The following is a 17656-nucleotide window of genomic DNA, read 5'->3' as shown; positions in this document are numbered from 1 at the left end:
TCTATGCTTAACATCTCAAATGAGCAGCCTAAAATTCAAAGCGCTATCTTGCCAGAAGCTGGGCCTTTCGCTCTTTATGTTCAACTGAAAGTGAATGCTAACGCTGCTAATGTTTTAGCGGAACTTCAAAAGCTTCCGAGTTTAATCGACGAACTAAACCAAACTCAACCTGATGCGAACTTAACGGCATCGGTTGCGTTCTCAAAAGCTTTTTGGGATAAGTTCGAGCAAGCAGCGCCCGCTGATTTGATCGACTTCCCTGCGCTGGGTGAAGGTGATATCACCGCGCCGAGCACACTGTCTGACGTTCTGATTCACTGTCATTCAAACCGACATGATCTGCACTTCTTTATCTTGCGTAAATTGCTATCTGAAGTAGCGGCTGATGTTGAAGTGGTTGATGAAACTTATGGTTACCGCTTCCTAGACTCTCGTGACATGACAGACTTTGTTGATGGCACTGAAAACCCGAAAGATGCACAACGTGCTGAAGTCGCTATTGTGCCTGAGGGTGAATTCGCTGGTGGTAGTTATGTGATGGTGCAGCGTTTTGTGCACAACCTGCCAGCTTGGAATCGTTTGAATGTATCGGCACAAGAGAAAGTGATTGGCCGAACTAAACCTGATTCAATTGAGTTAGATGATGTTCCTGCGGCGTCTCACGTTGGCCGTGTGGATATCAAAGAAGAAGGCAAGGGGCTTAAGATTGTTCGCCACAGCCTACCTTACGGTACTGCTACGGGCGACCACGGTTTATTGTTCATTGCTTACTGTAATGTTCGTCATAACTTCGATGCGATGTTAGAGAGCATGTACGGCGCAACAGATGGCAAAACAGACCAACTGCTTCGCTTTACCAAAGCAGTGACTGGCGCTTACTACTTTGCACCTTCAACTGATATGTTGAGTGCATTAACGATTAAGTAAATCGTCTCATCTGCAGCAAAGAAAGGGAGCCTCAGGGCTCCTTTTTTATTAAAGCTTTATATGAACTGGTCGATATAAGAGCAATCGTGAGTTTTATTCATCTTTTTGTAAGCGAAGGTCTATGGCTATCACTGTTAATACGAATGTCTCGGCGTTAGTGGCTCAGAGAAACCTCTCTAATGCTAATAACATGCTGAACCAATCTTTGGAGCGCTTAGCTTCAGGGAGCCGTATTAATAGCGCAAAAGACGATGCGGCTGGCTTACAGATCTCAAATCGATTAGAAGCACAGATGAGTGGCATTGATGTTGCCGTTCGAAATGCTAACGACGGTATCTCGATTATGCAGACTGCAGAAGGAGCGATGAATGAAACCACTAATATCATGCAGCGCATGCGAGACTTATCCCTACAAGCGAGTAACGGCTCGAATAGTTCATCGGAACGAATCGCTATTCAAGAAGAAGTTACTGCCTTAAATGACGAGCTGAATCGAATTGCCGAAACCACTTCATTTGGTAGTAAAAAGCTCCTTAACGGTAGTTTTGGGCACACCTCGTTTCAAATCGGCGGCAGTTCGGGCGAAGCCGTGCAGATTGGTTTGAAAAGTATGCGTACTGATGACATCAACATGGGCGGCTTTAGCTACGTTGCTAATGGCATGGCCAGTGATTCATGGGAAGTGAAATCAAACCAGAATGATATGACGATGTCGTTTACTGATCGTTTTGGTCAGCCACAAGAAATCACCATCAACGCGAAAGCGGGTGATGATATCGAAGAGTTGGCGACTTACATTAATGGTCAAACGGATCTCGTATCAGCTTCTGTCAATGATGACGGACAGCTTCAGATTTATATGTCTGGTGAAGATACCGCGGGTACGATCTCTTTTTCAGGTTCGTTAGCCAGTGAGCTTTCAATGTCTGCGGGTTATTACGAATCAGTCGATGACATCAATGTAACGGATGTGGGTGGTGCTCAGCGTGCCGTCTCTATTTTGGATACGGCGATGAAGTATGTCGATAGCCATCGCTCTGAATTAGGGGCAATGCAAAACCGCTTTGATCATGCCATTAATAATCTTGAAAACGTTCATGAGAACTTGGCGACATCAAACAGTCGAATCAAAGATACCGACTACGCGAAAGAAACCACTCAAATGCTCAAGCAACAAATACTGCAGCAAGTGAGCACAACGATACTCGCTCAAGCCAAGCAAGCGCCGAATCTAGCTTTAACGTTATTAGGTTAATGAATTACCTCGAATCTTATAAAGGCATTTCAGCTTAGCCAGTGTTTTTTGGCGAATAAAAATACAATCTCTCACTCGACTGACTTCCCGGCAACTTTAGCGATTTTCTCATCTTTTTTCGATAATTTTACGACCAGTCACGCTTTCTTCTGTTTTACCGCTATTTCTTTAATTTTGTTGTTTTTTTCCTAAAGGTTTCGCCAATCACGCCGTTATTAAAAGTAACTTTGAGAGAACTACTTGGTTTTCCGAGACGTCGGAAACCGCTATACCGGAAAATCAATTGGAGAAATCACCATGGCAGTGAATGTAAATACAAACGTTTCAGCGATGACAGCGCAACGTTACCTAAACAACGCAAACAGCGCACAACAAACATCAATGGAGCGTCTAGCTTCAGGCTCAAAAATCAACAGCGCAAAAGATGACGCTGCGGGCCTACAAATCTCGAACCGTTTGAACGTTCAGAGCCGCGGCCTTGATGTTGCTGTACGTAACGCGAACGACGGTATCTCAATTGCACAAACTGCTGAAGGTGCAATGAACGAGACAACGAACATCCTGCAACGTATGCGTGATTTGTCTCTACAATCTTCAAACGGCTCAAACTCAAAATCTGAGCGTGTAGCGATTCAAGAAGAAGTAACAGCACTGAACGACGAACTAAACCGTATTGCGGAAACGACGTCTTTTGGTGGCAACAAGCTGCTTAACGGTACTCACGGTACTAAATCATTCCAAATCGGTGCGGATAACGGTGAAGCGGTAATGCTTCAACTGAAAGACATGCGCTCTGACAACGCTCAGATGGGTGGTAAGAGCTACCAAACTGAGAACGCGAAAGACAAAGATTGGAACGTTCAAGCAGGCTCTAACGACCTAAAACTGTCGTTCACTGATAACTTCGGCCAAGCACAAGAAATCGACATCAGCGCAAAAGCGGGTGACGACATCGAAGAGCTAGCAACGTACATCAATGGTCAACAAGATTCTGTTAAAGCGTCTGTAACTGAAGACGGTAAGCTACAAATGTTTACTGGTAACAACAAAGTTGAAGGCGAAGTGGCATTCTCTGGCAGCCTTGCTGGCGAACTAGGCATGCAACCTGGCAAAGACGTAACGGTTGATACTATTGACGTAACATCAGTTGGCGGCGCACAAGAGTCTGTAGCAGTTATCGATGCGGCACTTAAGTATGTAGACAGCCACCGTGCTGAGCTAGGTGCTTTCCAAAACCGTTTCGACCACGCTATCAGCAACTTAGACAACATTAACGAGAACGTTAACGCATCTAAGAGCCGTATTAAAGATACCGATTTCGCGAAAGAAACGACTCAGATGACTAAGTCTCAGATCCTTTCTCAAGCTTCAAGCTCGATTCTTGCTCAAGCGAAGCAAGCGCCGAACTCGGCACTTAGCCTACTAGGTTAATCGATTGAAAGGCCACGTTGACCAAAGGCGTTAACGTTAGGCTTCCACAAATTAGCTCGTGGTGAGAGATGAGCACTAAACAGACCCAGCTTCGGCTGGGTTTTTTATTGCCTGCAATTTGGCGAAGGTGTATTTGGGGAAGTGCAATGTTGGTAGGCAGGAGCAAAAGCGAGATTCCCTATCGCGTTCGTTCCTCACTGTAGGGAATGACGGAGTTAGGGCGATGATGACCCTATTGCTTTGCAATATAAGTGTGGTGGTAGTCGTAAGTAACGGCTTAGTTAGAACAAAGACTTTTATCGTCATTCCAGAACCGAGTAGAACGAGGTATCAGGAATCTCGCTTCTAACGAGAGGTTGGTATTTCAGGTTTGTTTTTCGTATTCGTGAAGTTTTTATAAGTCAGTTGAGCGCTCCCCGTCATTCCAGAATTGAGTCGAACTAGATATCAGGGATCTAGGTTCGTTAAGGGGATGAAAAAGAAGGGAGGTTTAGCCGCCAGAGAGGGGTAACGTAGTTGGTAGCCTGGCATGTGAATAGCAGGCACAAAAAACGCCACCCTTAGGTAGCGTTTTAATTAAAGCAGATAAGTAATCGAGATTACTTAGTTACTTTAAGAACTGGAGTTTCGCCAACAGTTACAGAACCAGAAAGCTTGTTCAGCTCCTTGATTTCGTCCATGTTAGAGATAACAACTGGAGTAAGCGTAGATTTCGCTTTCTCTTCTAGAAGCGCTAGGTCGAAAGTGATGATAGTGTCACCAGCTTTAACAGATTGACCTTCTTCAGCTACACGAGTGAAGCCTTCGCCTTTAAGTTCAACAGTATCGATACCGAAGTGAACGAAAAGCTCAACACCGTCGTCAGACTCGATAGAGAATGCGTGGTTAGTTTCGAAGATCTTACCGATAGTACCGTTAACTGGAGCTACCATTTTGTCGCCAGCTGGTTTGATAGCGATGCCGTCACCAACGATTTTTTCAGCGAAAACTACATCTGGCACGTCTTCGATGTTTACGATTTCACCAGAAAGAGGTGCGATGATTTCGATTGCACCAGCATCAGCGCTGTCATCAGATACAAGCTTTTTCAGTTTGTCAAACAGACCCATTGTGTCATGCTCCTAACGTTTAGTTTTATTCTGTAGAATATACTATACCAATCTAACAAATTAGACGACTATTTTTAGCCGTCTAACTTTATTAAGCATTTGGCGATTACTGAGTTTTCTCAGCGATGAATTTTTCTACGCAAGCTTCAATTTCTGCAGCTGTAGGTAGAGATAGTGCTTCGTCAGCCATAGCTTTAACTTCAGCGAAGTTAGAGTTACGGATTACTTTCTTCACTTTAGGGATAGAGATGCCGCTCATAGAGAACTCATCTAGACCCATACCAAGAAGAAGTAGCGTTGCACGTTCATCACCAGCAAGCTCACCACACATACCAGTCCACTTACCTTCAGCATGTGATGCGTCGATCACTTGCTTGATTACTGTAAGAACAGCAGGAGATAGTGGGTTGTATAGGTGAGAAATCATTTCGTTACCGCGGTCTACCGCAAGAGTGTATTGCGTTAGGTCGTTAGTACCGATAGAGAAGAAAGATACTTCTTTCGCTAGGTGGTGTGCGATTGCAGCAGCTGCTGGAGTCTCAACCATTACGCCGATTTCGATTTCTTCATCGAAAGCTAGGCCTTCAGCGCGAAGTTCAACTTTGTACTCTTCGATTGCTTTTTTCAGTTCACGGATCTCTTCAACAGAAATGATCATTGGGAACATGATACGTAGTTTACCGTGTGCAGAAGCACGTAGGATACCACGTAGTTGGTCACGTAGGATTTCACGACGATCCAAGCTGATACGTACTGCACGCCAGCCTAGGAAAGGGTTCATCTCTTGTGGAAGGTCCATGTATGGTAGGTCTTTATCGCCACCGATATCCATAGTACGGATAATCACTGACTCGCCTTCCATTGCTTCAGCTACTTCTTTGTAAGCAACGTATTGCTCTTCTTCAGTAGGAAGCGCGTCACGGTCCATAAATAGGAACTCAGTACGGTACAGACCAACGCCTTCACCGCCGTTACGCAGGATACCGTCACAGTCTTTTACTGTACCGATGTTGCCACAAACTTCTACACGGTGACCGTCTAGAGTTTCAGCATGTAAATCTTTTAGTTTTGCTAGTTCAACCGCTTCTGCTTCGAAATCTTCTTTGATTTTCTTAGCTTCTGCTAATTCAGCATCTGAAGGGTTGATGATGATCTTGTTGTTCATCGCGTCTAGCACAAGCATGTCGCCGTTCTTAACTTGCTTAGTGATATCGTTAGTACCAACGATAGCTGGAAGCTCAAGAGAACGTGCCATGATTGAAGTATGAGAAGTACGACCGCCGATGTCACAAGCAAAACCAAGAACGTAGTCTAGGTTGATTTGTGCAGTTTCAGATGGCGTTAGGTCGTAAGCAACTAGGATAACTTCTTCATTGATATCTGCTAGAGATACAATGTTGATGCCTAGAGCATTTTTAACGAAACGAGTACCGATATCACGGATATCAGTTGCACGTTCTTTTAGGTACTCATCATCAAGAGACTCTAATGCAACAGCTTGCTCTTCGATCACAGTGTGGATCGCGTTGTCTGCGTGCATTTTGTCTTTCTTGATGAGTGCTAAAATCTCTTCTTCTAGCTCTTCATCTTCAAGCAGCATGATGTGGCCTTCAAAGATTGCTTCTTTTTCTTCGCCAAAAGTTTCAAGTGCTTTTTGCTTAACAACTTCAAGTTGCTGAGAAGATTTGTTACGAGCGTCAAAGAAACGCTGTACTTCTGCTTCAACTTGGTCGTCAGAGATAGATTGAGTGTTTAGGACAATTTCATCTTCTTGAAGTAGTAGTGCTTTACCGAAAGCAATACCAGGAGATGCTAGGATGCCTGAAATCATAGCCTTACCTTAGTTGTTCAACTGTAAACGGGAGAGTGTGTGACTTTAAGTCGTCGACTAATGTCGCGCTTATTCCTATCTATTTCGAACAAAGCCACTTTGCTATGCAAAATGGCTTTGAAAGAAGGAGACCGTATTAGTGTAGTTGATCCATAAGAGCAACTAGGTGGTCTACTGCTTGCTGAGCTTGAGGACCTTCAGCTGAAATAGTAACGTTAGTACCTTTTACTAGGCCTAAAGTTTGTAGTTTGAACAGGCTTTTCGCGCTAGCGCTTTTGCCGTTAGAAGTCACTGTGATGTCAGCGTCGAAAGATTTTGCTTCTTTAACGAACTGTGCAGCTGGACGAGTGTGAAGACCGTTTTCTGCTGTGATTTCTACTTGCTTCTCGTACATTTTATATACCCCAATTAATTTATTTTTTGTAAGTTTGTAACCAGATTAGCTTAACTGCTTTAGCCCAAATGCGCTAGAGGCTAGTACGCCATGTTCGTGTTAGAACTTAGACTGGTTATAAATTTTTATCCAGCCATGGTCGTCTTTTGTTGAGTACTCATGACTTTCAGAATTTGTTTATTGCTTCTTTTATTTTGAAGCGAAAAATAAAACAGACCCGATATTACCAAAGGTGGGGCAGGGATCAACAAAAAAGCCCCTAAACGGGGCTTTTTTGGACGAAAAATTGATTTGACCACATATTATTGTTGGTTCTCTTTTTCCGTAAAGATGCCAGCAAATAGGGCTGTGCTTAGGTAACGCTCACCAGAACTTGGTAGTACGGTAACGATGGTTTTTCCTGCAAATTCAGGTAGTTCGGCGATTCTGTTCGCTGCTACAACTGCCGCGCCAGATGAGATGCCTGCAAGAATACCTTCTTCTTTCATTAGGCGTTGAGCCATCTCAATCGCTTCTTCAGAAGTTACCGATTCAACACGGTCAATAATCTCTAAATCTAGGTTTCCAGGGATGAAACCTGCGCCGATACCTTGAATTTTGTGTGGAGCTGGTTTGATTTCTTCGCCTGCAAGTGCCTGTGCAATCACTGGAGACTCTGCTGGTTCAACCGCTACTGAAGTGATCGCTTTGCCTTTTTCACCTTTAATGTAACGACTTGTACCTGTGATAGTACCGCCTGTACCTACACCCGCGACAAACACATCGATTTCGCCGTCTGTTGCTTCCCAAATTTCAGGACCAGTCGTCTGTTCGTGAATCTGTGGGTTGGCTGGGTTGTTGAACTGTTGAAGTAGTAGGTACTTGTCTGGGTCTGAAGCAACAATCTCTTCTGCTTTAGCAATCGCGCCGTTCATGCCTTTTGGTGCTTCAGTTAGCACTAGGTTTGCGCCAAGCGCTTTAAGCAGCTTACGACGTTCTAGGCTCATTGATTCAGGCATAGTTAGCGTTAGTTTGTAACCGCGTGCTGCTGCTACGAATGCAAGTGCAACACCTGTGTTACCACTGGTAGGCTCAACAAGCTCGATACCTGGCTTAAGCGTACCTGCTTTTTCTGCTTCCCAGATCATGTTTGAACCGATACGACACTTAACACTGAAGCTTGGGTTACGAGCTTCGATCTTAGCTAGGACGTTACCTTTGCTTACTTTGTTAAGGCGGACTAGAGGTGTGTTACCAATCGTTAGGGTGTTGTCTTCGTAGATCTTGCTCATGCGATATTCCTTCATTTAATGACAGAACTAAACGTAGTATATCAATCACTTTACCGTCTAGTGTCTTACGATGTTTATTCAGCTTGAATTTAGATTAAACAAGTTGAAAAAAAGGTAAAAGGATTAAAAAGTTATATCATATAGATATGTAGCAGAATTCACGCCTATCTATATTGAAATCAGAACTTCAAAAAGATAGGCGAGACTAGGGAGTGTAGGAAGGGTTATAGACGAGAACGCAGAGCTTGGTCTTTAAACTCAGCAACCCACATTGCCGTCGCGCCGCAAACGGCAACGGGCATTACGATCAGGTTTAGAATTGGAATTGTGGTGAACACAGAAACAAGCGCGCCAAAGCTGTAGCTCTTGCCTTGTTTTTGTTTCAAATTGTTTCTCATGTCATCAAACTTGATTTTATGGTTATCGAATGGGTAGTCGGCGTATTGGATCGCTAACATCCATGCTGTGAAAATGAACCATAAAAACGGTGCAACGGTTTGTCCTAGTGCTGGAATTAACAAAAGCAGGAATAAACCGATCGCTTTTGGCAGAATGTAGACAAGCTTGCGCCATTCTCTCGCTAATATACGTGGGGTATCTTTGAGAACATCAAGTAAACCTTCGTCATTAACTTTTTTACCGCTCAACAACTCTTCAACTTTTTCCGCGAGTAAACCGTTGAACGGTGCGGCAATGAAGTTAGCGAGCGTACTAAAGAAATACGAGAATGTGGCCAAGACGGTTAACACAAGTAATGGCCATAAAATGTATGACAACCACGACAAGAAACTTGGCAATGCACCAATCCAACCTTCAATCCAAGTGTTTAGGTTGGAGAAGATGTAAAACAAGGCACCACCAACGAGTAACACGTTCGCGATAAGTGGCATTAGTACAAACTTACGAATGCTCGGTGATAAAGCGATTTTTATTCCGAAAATAAAATAGCCAAAGCCGGAGCGGGGAACAGATTCAATAGTCATATTTAAATTAGGTCACATGTGAATTTGGTTAAATAGCAAACATGTCTAGTGTACTCGACCGAAATTAAGAAAAAAAGCGTGGTGAAAATCACACCATGTAAGGAACTAATTGTATTAAGTTGTTCTAAAACAGTGGCTACTTTTGATAGAGTAGTGAGATTAGCCAAATTAACCCAACTTAGTGACAGCGTGTTTATAGCTAGTTGACTAAGAAAGCTGAGAGCGAAAAATGCAGGAATTGCGATTTGTACTCATTATTGTTGGCGCATTAGCTATCGCCGCATTATTGTTCCATGGTCTATGGACGAGTAAAAAAGAAGGGAAAGCAAAGTTTGGAGATAAGCCGCTCGGTAAGCTTGATAACGACAGCTTAGATGAAGCAGAAACTATTCCAAACCGTTCATTCGCCCCAGAAGATGATTTTGAGATAATCCGAAAAGAACGTAAAGAGCCGGATTTTGCTGTTTCACCCTCTGAGACTGATCCGCTGATCGACTCAGATCCTCTAACAGCGCCACAAGCGAAAGAAGCTTACGAAGATGACATCGAATTGAATGATCTTCCTTCCTTCAGCGTAGAAGACCCAGTTAAGGTTGAAAGTGAACCTGAAGTGATTGAGGAAGAGAAGGTCGTTGAGCCTGAAGTTCCAAGCTTTGAGTTGACTGACGAGCAAAAAGAAAACCATGCCGGCTTTAAAGAACAGTACGGTTCGTTTGAAGAACCTTCTGAGACAGTTGATGAGCCAGTCGTTCCAAACGAAACGCTTACTCAACGAGAGCCAGTTGTTGCGAAACAAGTCGTGACTCCGCAAAGTGCGCCTGTTGAAGAAACTCAGCCAGATGAAGAACTTGGCTTAGAAGTGATTGTTCTTAATGTTCACTGTGCTGGAGAGATCCCGTTCGTTGGGACTGAACTTTTCCGCAGCATGGAGAACAACGGTTTAACTTATGGTGAGATGTCTATCTACCACTGCTTTGCACAATCTACAGACGCTCCAAAGGTTATTTTCAGCGTAGCGAACATGATGCAGCCAGGAACGCTAGAACATGATGATCCTGCTGACTTCACGACGAAAGGTATTTCGTTCTTTATGACGCTACCTTGTTACGGTCAAGCTGACCAAAACTTCAATGTGATGCTGAGTGCGGCGCAGAAAATTGCCGACGATATGGGCGGAAACGTGTTGGATGAGTCACGCAACTTAATGACACCAAACCGTTTATCTGACTACCGCAAGCAAATCAGAGACTTTATGACGGCATCGAATGCCTAGCCGTATTGTTTAGCCTTGTAAATAATCTATATTTATAGAAAAGGGCTCCTAAGGGAGCCCTTTTTGATATTTCAATCACGACAGAGAATGATATGAAAGAATCGATTCAAGTTACCTTAGAGCAGTTAAGAGAAACTCTGCATTATCACGCCGTTCGTTATTACGTAGAAGATAGCCCTGAGATCCCTGATGTCGAGTACGATCGCTTAATGCAACAATTACTAAAGATCGAAGAAGAGAGTCCAGAGCTAGTGACGGTAGATTCTCCGAGCCAACGCGTTGGTGGTCAGCCTCTCGATGGTTTCACTCAAGTGACTCATGAGATCCCAATGCTTTCTCTGGACAATGCTTTCTCTGATGAAGATTTGGATGCGTTCAATAAGCGAATGTCTGATAGAGCGCCAACCGCTAACCTCAAGACTTTCTGTTGTGAACCTAAGCTTGATGGCCTTGCAGTTAGCCTACTCTATGTGAATGGTACTTTAGTTCAGGCTGCGACACGTGGTGACGGTGCGACGGGTGAAAACATCACTGAAAACGTGCGTACTATCAGCTCGATCCCACTTAAGTTGCAAGGTGAAGGCTGGCCGGAGCGTATTGAAGTTCGTGGCGAAGTGTTTATGCCAAAAGCGGGTTTCGATAAGTTGAATGAGATGGCGTTGAAGAAAGGCGAGAAAGTCTTTGTTAACCCACGTAATGCCGCTGCAGGTAGCCTGCGTCAGCTTGATTCTCGTATTACAGCGAAACGTCCGCTGGCTTTCTACGCATACAGTGTCGGTGTTGTTCAAGGCGCTGAGCTATCAAATAGTCACTACCAACGCTTCTTACAGCTTAAAGGTTGGGGCTTACCTATGTGTCCCGAGACTAAGCAACTGAGCTCTCTTGAAGACGTGAAAGCCTATTACCAAGATATTATGACTCGTCGTGATGCGCTGGCTTACGAGATTGATGGCGTTGTTATCAAAGTCGACGATATCGCGGCTCAAGAAGTGCTTGGCTTTGTTGCTAGAGCACCACGTTGGGCGATTGCTTACAAGTTCCCAGCTCAAGAAGAGATTACACTGCTCAATGACGTTGAATTTCAGGTGGGCCGCACTGGCGCTATTACGCCGGTTGCTAAACTAGAACCTATCTTCGTAGGCGGCGTGACGGTTAGTAATGCCACCCTTCATAATGCCGATGAGATTGCTCGTTTAGGCGTGAAGGTAGGCGACAGCGTTATTATTCGCCGAGCTGGTGATGTTATTCCGCAAATTGTGGCTGTTGTACAAGATCGTCGCCCTGAAACAGCTAGAGACATTGTTTTCCCTGATGCTTGCCCTGTATGTAATTCTGCAGTTGAGCGCGTAGAGGGCGAAGCGGTAGCGCGTTGTACTGGCGGTTTGGTGTGTCAGGCGCAGCGTAAAGAAGCGCTTAAGCACTTTGTGTCGAGAAAGGCGTTGGATGTCGATGGTCTTGGTGTAAAGGTGATAGAGCAGCTTGTAGACCGTGAAATGGTAGAAACGCCCGCTGACCTGTTCAAGCTCAGCGCAGGTGTGATTACAGTTCTTGACCGCATGGGGCCTAAATCTGCGCAAAATGTGGTGAGTGCGCTTAATAAAGCCAAAGACACAACATTGGCACGTTTCCTTTATTCGCTAGGTATTCGAGAAGTGGGCGAAGCGACGGCTATGAACTTGGCGCAACACTTTAAAACGCTGGAACTGGTTCAAGCCGCAACGCATGAAAAATTAGTTGAAGTGTCCGATATTGGTGACATCGTCGCTAGCCATATCACAAGCTTCTTTTCACAAGAGAAAAACAGAGCGGTAGTCGATCAGCTGATAGAACTTGGCGTTAACTGGCCTGTCATCGAAGAAGCTGCGGATGACCAAGAGCTACCACTAGAAGGTAAGGTTGTTGTGTTGACCGGGTCACTTTCTCAACTGGGTCGCAGTGAAGCCAAAGCGGCATTGCAAGCATTGGGAGCGAAAGTTACGGGTAGCGTATCTAAGAAAACGGACATATTGTTTGCCGGTGAAGCGGCGGGTTCTAAATTAACTAAAGCACAAGATTTAGGTATCGAAATAAGAACAGAAGAAGATCTAATAGCCCTTATTTCGTAAGTAAATACAGATAAAAAAAGCTCAAAGGCACTCCTTTCAAGGGAGTGCCTTTTTTGTTTCTGATATAAAAATGAGGGCTTTTTAATTGTTGAGAATTTTGTTCCTATACGAACTCTAAAATCAGGACAGTGACGTTGCTCAACATTAATGAAATACCATTATAGTTGTATCAAAAATGCGAGTCACTTCTATCTTTATAAGTGCAGCCTTTCGTTAAATGACTGATATTTAAATCTTTTATACTTTTTGGTTGTGAGCTTTACAATTTGTCGATCTGGATCACTAAGTACCTACTAAATTTGCACCAACTCATATTTTTTTAGATGAAAATTAAGTTCTCATTGATCTTTTTGAGGGCGAAGTTAGTCTTAATGCCATGGATGCACACGATGTGCATAACCAGAAAGGAAATAGAGAATTCAGAGTTAAGGGTTCTCAAACAAGAAAAGGTATTTCTCTCTACGGCGGCCAACTTTAGGCGGGAAATATTCAAACAGCTATATCCATTTTTAGGAGTTTTATTCCATGGAAAACAAAAATTTCAAACGTACTTTACTAGGCGCTGCGGTAGCGATGATTTCTTCAGGAGCGTTTGCTGCAACAGAGTCATCTCAGGTAGGTATTATTTCTGACTTTAATGTACAAGCTTATGGCGTTGCAGCTATTTCTGTTGTGAACTACGATTCAGAGCAAACCAAAGCTGGCGTTAAAAAAGACACAGGTACCGGTTATGATTACGAAAATGAATCTCGTATCGGTTTCCGTGCAAGTAAAGATATGTTCGAAAACGTGAACGTATTCATGCAAATCGAATCTGGCTATGTGGGTGAAAACGGTGACGGTGCGACATTAGGTAACCGTGATACGTTCTTAGGCCTACAAGGTGACTGGGGTAAAGTACGTTTTGGTCGTATGTTGACGCCAATGTATGAAGTAATTGACTGGCCTTACGCTAACCCTGGTTTGGGTGCAGTATGGGACTGGGGCGGTGATGTTAAATACAACCGAGACCGTCATGGAGACATGGCTCGATATGATTCTGCTGATTTGAATGGCTTTACATTCAATTTAGCAACAGGCCGTGGTGATTCAAGCGTTAAAGATAACTACTTCTACGGTGCTGGTGCTCATTACCGCTTAGCAGATATGATTACTTTCCATGCCGCTGTTGAAACTGAAACAGATCGTCAACTGAAAGCTGGAACAGCTGCAACTGCTGCTGGCACATGTTTGGTAGGTACTGGTTGCGGTACTGGTGTTGACTTTGGTGACCCGACTGCAGCAGTAGCTGCTACCTCAGCAGAAATGGCTGATACATTCGGTTATCTAATCGGTTTTGAAGCATCACTTCCTGCAGGCTTCGGTATCTCTGCAGCTTATAAAGCTGGTGAATCTGACGTACAAGGGGGCTCTAAGTCAGAGCAAGCATCTTACTCGGTTATAGGTCAGTACTGGAATGGTCCTTGGGGCTTCAAACTAGGCTACGCAGCTAACCTAGAATCAGAAACTGATGGTGTTAAAAATGGCGATGAAGATAGCGTTATTTCAGGTCAGCTAATGTATGTTCACAACGGTTTCGTTCCTTACATCCGTATTGCTAAACGCGATATCAATGCCGATGATGACGGTTCTATCGTGAACACAGATACGTTTGTTACTCGTATCGGCTTAGAATACGGCTTCTAATAAAAGCATATTTATAGTAAAGAAATGCGCTGGCTTGTAAGTCAGCGCATCTTCATTTATGGCACGCCTAAGAAGCCAAAGGCATCGAATAATATTATGGTGAAAACCTCGAGGTAGTTAATATGAAAAAAATAGTTTTAGCATCGATTCCTTTGTTCTTAATTGGATGTACAACATTGGATTCAAATAGTGATTTTACTGACTCCGTCAAAAGAATAGAAAGTAAGCAAAATTACCAAGTAGTTGTTGGTGAGTCACTAACACCTGATGTACTTGAAGTAAGACAAGGTCAACTGGTTAACTCATCTTTAGAGTTGAACTACGTTACTCCAACCAAAAATGAAGCTGTTCCTGACTCGTATATAACTATGGAGTTGCAATATTTTAAAAATTACAACGAGTATCGCTCTGTCCTAGTTAAAGGGGCGGAAAAAAAAGTTCAGTTAAAGCCTTATGCCGCATCAGCGGAGACATGTAGTGATATTTGTACCCAAACTCAGTACGTAAAATTCCCAGTATCTAACGAATTGTTTAACGAAGCCCCTTTTAAAGATTTGATTTTTGATGTTCAGGTTTCAAATGCCAACAGCATTTCGTTTTCTATTCCTGCGGGCTACGTAGAAGCTATCGTAAATACAGGAAACACAAATACTACGGTTAGCCCAGGGGCGGTTGCTCCAGTTGCGGTACCTGTTGCAGCAGCGGTTGCTGAAGAGCCAAAAGCTTCACAAGCCCAGGAGATGGTTAACTACTGGTATGGACAAGCGACAAAAGAAGAGCAATCTGCAGTGACGGATTGGGCATTCCAAAACCGTAAGAACGCGACGCCAGCATCACTAGAAGGCTCAAAAGAGATCGAAATGGTTTCATATTGGTTTAATAAGCTAGACAGCGAAGAAAAATCTCAAACTATGATTTGGCTGTTAGAGCAAGAGTAGGCTTCTAACGTAAGTCTCTAGCTATGTTTTTCAACCGCAGTATTGTATAACAGCAGTACTGCGGTTTTTCATTTTAGGCTTACAGGTAAGATTGTGAATATTGGTGAAGTAGCGAAACGTGTTGGTACAACAGCGAAATCCATTCGTTTTTACGAAAGTAAAGGCATGATGAGTCCACCGCACCGATCAGAAAATGGTTACAGGCAATATGGCGAGATTCATATCGAACAGTTAGAGTTCGTATTGAGAGCTAAAATGGTTGGTTTCACGCTCGAAGAGTGTAAGTCACTTGTCGAGTTGGCAATGAATCCAAACAGAGAAAGCTACGAAGTAAAGAAGAAGGCCACTCAGAAGTTAGATGAAATAGAGTTGAAGCTTGCGGAGTTAAACAAGATGAAGGTGCAGCTACAATCTTGGGTACATGACTGCCCTGGAGATACTTCAACGGAATGCCCCATCTTGAATAATCTATCTGGCCGCAGTTAGGCTATTCCAGTTCTAAATAATCGTCAGGCAGCAATTACATTACTAGCCTGACTTTAATCACCTATCACAGCACCTTTCCGCCGTAATGTTTACAGATCAACAGTGGTACATGAGTGACTGCGTTACCATCTGAACACTTAACAATTGGCCCCATGTTTCCGTTACCAGGAGACTGGCTGCTCGCTAGAGCGCTTCCAAATGACAAGCTGAAAATTGCCGTTAGAATTATTAAAAAATGTCTCATACAAACTCCATTAGGTTTATCTCTGATTGAGATAAATGAAAGTATGGACAAGGAAAAGAAAATTTCAAAAATTGGACGGACTTAACATTTTTAATAATTATAAATAAGCGAGAGTAAGGTTAACTATTCATATATATATTGGATAATAAATCTAACTTTCTTATATCTTTTTAGCTCAATCAAACTTTTTAGCTTTACGAAATAAGAACTTATTTTTTTTTCAATTCAATCTATCACAATGATAATTCAAATATTATTGAGGTTAGAGAATCAAAAAAACCTGCATTTGTTGAAAACGCAGGCTTCATATACCTCTTGCTTATAAAGGCTCTATTATTAGAACGATTCCGTCTAAAGCGACAATCTTAATTTCGGTTCCAGATGGAATATCTTGACTGGCCTTTGCTGACCAAGAAGAGTCACCGAACTTAATTCGACAGCTACCTTTCTTTACGTCTTCACTTAAAATAACGGTTTGACCTACTAGTTGTTTCTCTCTTTGGTTTAACTCGCGCCCTGCATCTGACTGCTTGTCATTAGACAGTTGTCTTCTCCACCACAACCAAGTGGTAATCAGAGAGAAGCTTGCAAAGGACAGCCATTGTATCTGCCAACCGATTGGTAGTGCGCCTAATAGGGCACCGACCAGCATGGCAGATATGCCTATCCACAAAAAGTAACCAGCGGTTCCAATTAGCTCAAGCGCTAACAATGCTAGACCAAACGCTAACCAATGCCAGTGGTTTACTTGTTCTAGTAATTCGACCATAAGTTAGTCCTTACTACCTTTGTCATTCTTATGTGCAAACATCTCCGCGATACCTGCGACAGAACCCATAAGGCCAGTTGCTTCGAGTGGTAGCATGATGATCTTGCCGTTTTCAGCTTGGCCTATAGATTTCAATGCGTCAGTGTAACCTTGTGCGATAAAGTAATTGACCGCTTGCATGTCTCCTTGAGCAATCGCCGTTGATACCATTTCTGTCGCTTTAGCTTCTGCTTCTGCAGCACGCTCACGGGCTTCTGCTTGCAATATTGCCGCTTGTTTCTCACCTTCGGCTTTCAGGATCTCTGATTGCTTGTGACCTTCTGCTTTCAAGATCTCAGCTTGTCGTACACCTTCTGCTTCTAGGATATCAGCACGTTTATTACGCTCGGCTTTCATCTGGGCATTCATCGCAGCAGTAAGGTCTGCTGGTGGCTGTACGTCTTTAATTTCGATACGGGTGACTTTTACGCCCCAAGGGTTTGTCGCTTCATCAACGATGTTCAGTAGCTTGGTATTGATCATGTCACGCTGGCTCAGCATTTCATCCAGTTCCATCGAGCCAAGTACAGTACGGATATTGGTGAGGGTTAAGTTACGGATCGCATGCTCAAGGTCATTCACTTCATAAGCTGCCTTAGGCGCGTCGATAACTTGAACAAAACAAACCGCATCGATAACCACATTGGCATTATCTTTGGAGATGACTTCTTGTGCTGGGATGTCGAGAACACGCTCCATCATGCTGATGCGCTGTCCAACTTTATCAATAAATGGAATGATTAAGTTAAGGCCCGGTTTAAGGGTGTGTGTGTATCGCCCGAAGCGTTCAACGGTCCAGTTGTTGCCTTGTGGAACGGTTTTTACGCCAGCGAAGATAAATAACAGTGCGACGGCAGTAAAGACGCCGATAGTAATCAAGGTATCAATAGGCATACAAATTCCTTTGCAAGTTTA

16 protein-coding genes are annotated in these 17656 nt (G+C 43.5%); 8 read left to right on the top strand and 8 right to left on the bottom strand.

The genetic code is table 11. The features are described 5' to 3' along the window. Positions 1–3 precede the first annotated feature (3 nt). The 3 genes from MSG34_RS08625 to MSG34_RS08615 all read left to right on the top strand — a co-directional run bounded on the left by MSG34_RS08625 (position 4) and on the right by MSG34_RS08615 (position 3613). A complete protein-coding gene (locus MSG34_RS08625) occupies positions 4–927 on the top strand; it encodes a Dyp-type peroxidase (RefSeq protein ID WP_048606530.1) in 924 nt (307 codons plus the stop codon). 121 nt (positions 928–1048) lie between these two features. Further along, positions 1049–2182, top strand: a complete 1134-nt coding sequence (locus tag MSG34_RS08620; RefSeq protein WP_248337034.1) for a flagellin — start codon at positions 1049–1051, stop codon at positions 2180–2182. Positions 2183–2479: 297 nt separating this feature from the next. Beyond that, complete coding sequence (locus MSG34_RS08615; RefSeq protein ID WP_048659821.1) at positions 2480–3613, top strand: flagellin; 1134 nt, start codon at positions 2480–2482, stop codon at positions 3611–3613. A 599-nt stretch (positions 3614–4212) separates the two neighbouring features. Here MSG34_RS08615 and crr read toward each other — a convergent pair. From crr to cysZ, 5 genes are all read right to left on the bottom strand, one after another. Then, entirely contained in the window at positions 4213–4722 is a 510-nt protein-coding gene (gene crr, locus MSG34_RS08610; RefSeq protein ID WP_004737851.1) for a PTS glucose transporter subunit IIA, read from the bottom strand. A gap of 106 nt (positions 4723–4828) precedes the next feature. Next, positions 4829–6553, bottom strand: a complete 1725-nt coding sequence (gene ptsI, locus MSG34_RS08605) for a phosphoenolpyruvate-protein phosphotransferase PtsI (RefSeq protein WP_017061935.1) — start codon at positions 6551–6553, stop codon at positions 4829–4831. Between the two features lie 136 nt (positions 6554–6689). After that, positions 6690–6947 (bottom strand): HPr family phosphocarrier protein, encoded by a 258-nt coding sequence (locus MSG34_RS08600; protein ID WP_004734263.1) that lies wholly within the window; start codon positions 6945–6947, stop codon positions 6690–6692. 302 nt (positions 6948–7249) lie between these two features. Next, on the bottom strand, positions 7250–8218 hold the full coding sequence (gene cysK, locus MSG34_RS08595; protein ID WP_017061934.1) for a cysteine synthase A: 969 nt from the start codon (positions 8216–8218) through the stop codon (positions 7250–7252). Between the two features lie 224 nt (positions 8219–8442). Beyond that, entirely contained in the window at positions 8443–9201 is a 759-nt protein-coding gene (cysZ, locus tag MSG34_RS08590; RefSeq protein ID WP_048606520.1) for a sulfate transporter CysZ, read from the bottom strand. 229 nt (positions 9202–9430) lie between these two features. Between cysZ and zipA the strand changes: the two genes are divergently transcribed. From zipA to cueR, 5 genes are all read left to right on the top strand, one after another. Then, the gene (gene zipA / locus MSG34_RS08585; RefSeq protein WP_248337032.1) at positions 9431–10474 is read left to right on the top strand and encodes a cell division protein ZipA; all 1044 of its coding nucleotides are present in this window, start codon (positions 9431–9433) and stop codon (positions 10472–10474) included. Between the two features lie 92 nt (positions 10475–10566). Then, positions 10567–12579: an NAD-dependent DNA ligase LigA gene (gene ligA, locus MSG34_RS08580; protein ID WP_248337030.1), complete on the top strand. Its 2013-nt coding sequence runs from the start codon at positions 10567–10569 to the stop codon at positions 12577–12579. A gap of 525 nt (positions 12580–13104) precedes the next feature. Next, on the top strand, positions 13105–14265 hold the full coding sequence (locus tag MSG34_RS08575; RefSeq protein ID WP_248337028.1) for a porin: 1161 nt from the start codon (positions 13105–13107) through the stop codon (positions 14263–14265). Positions 14266–14387: 122 nt separating this feature from the next. Further along, positions 14388–15203: a DUF2057 family protein gene (locus MSG34_RS08570; RefSeq protein WP_248337026.1), complete on the top strand. Its 816-nt coding sequence runs from the start codon at positions 14388–14390 to the stop codon at positions 15201–15203. 93 nt (positions 15204–15296) lie between these two features. Further along, positions 15297–15689: a Cu(I)-responsive transcriptional regulator gene (cueR, locus tag MSG34_RS08565; protein WP_050643067.1), complete on the top strand. Its 393-nt coding sequence runs from the start codon at positions 15297–15299 to the stop codon at positions 15687–15689. Between the two features lie 64 nt (positions 15690–15753). On the opposite strand, the gene MSG34_RS08560 is transcribed toward cueR, so the two are convergent. The 3 genes from MSG34_RS08560 to MSG34_RS08550 form a co-directional block, all read right to left on the bottom strand. After that, a complete protein-coding gene (locus MSG34_RS08560) occupies positions 15754–15933 on the bottom strand; it encodes a hypothetical protein (protein WP_017061927.1) in 180 nt (59 codons plus the stop codon). Positions 15934–16252: 319 nt separating this feature from the next. Further along, on the bottom strand, positions 16253–16702 hold the full coding sequence (locus MSG34_RS08555; RefSeq protein WP_017072438.1) for an NfeD family protein: 450 nt from the start codon (positions 16700–16702) through the stop codon (positions 16253–16255). 3 nt (positions 16703–16705) lie between these two features. Then, a complete protein-coding gene (locus tag MSG34_RS08550) occupies positions 16706–17635 on the bottom strand; it encodes an SPFH domain-containing protein (protein WP_017063395.1) in 930 nt (309 codons plus the stop codon). Positions 17636–17656: the final 21 nt, after the last annotated feature.

The sequence above is a fragment of the Vibrio sp. 1CM2L genome (genome assembly GCF_023161695.1).
GTDB lineage: Bacteria > Pseudomonadota > Gammaproteobacteria > Enterobacterales > Vibrionaceae > Vibrio > Vibrio coralliirubri.
This window is presented reverse-complemented; position numbering and strand designations above follow the sequence as displayed.